Source organism: Blautia sp. Sow4_E7, assembly GCF_052116245.1.
Taxonomy (GTDB): domain Bacteria; phylum Bacillota; class Clostridia; order Lachnospirales; family Lachnospiraceae; genus Blautia_A.
Window position 1 is genome coordinate 1 of sequence record NZ_JBQKLL010000146.1, and the last position, 469, is coordinate 469.

Genomic DNA, 469 nt, shown 5'->3' on the forward strand with positions numbered 1-469 from the left:
GATAAAGTATGCACCAGTCTCCTTCTCTACGGAAGCCAGTCACGTCTGCGCCTGATCGATGACCATGCCGTCAAGCTTGTACTTGAATGTGAATTCAGTTAAGGAGGCGGCCATGGAATATACATGTGTTTATCAATCTGGAAAGCAAAAACAGACATGGCAGGGTGAGATACAGCTTCTTCATCGGGATGGCAGTACGATTGAAGCCGGGATAAGCGGGCGCGGAACTTATTTCCATGTAATAGTTGGCAGGCATTGTTATGGGAATTATATCTGTATTCCCAATCATGACATCGGATGTGAACTGTCGGATTATTCGGATATCTTCTGGAACCGGGAGCGTCTGTCACGACATTTAAAGAAGGTAGATGCTGCCACAGTTGCCTGTGCATTAGTACATCTTAAAGAATTATAGAAAAATGTCCGCCAGAAATTTAAATAAAAGTCTCTGGCGGACAGAAATTCCGTC

The 469-nt window shown here is 44.3% G+C and carries 1 protein-coding gene; it reads left to right on the forward strand.

Annotated elements, in window-relative coordinates; all coding sequences use genetic code 11:
* The first annotated feature begins 112 nt into the window (after nt 1–112).
* On the forward strand, nt 113–415 hold the full coding sequence (locus ACTQ50_RS19785; RefSeq protein WP_441485578.1) for a DUF6618 family protein: 303 nt from the start codon (nt 113–115) through the stop codon (nt 413–415).
* The last annotated feature ends 54 nt before the right edge of the window (nt 416–469 follow it).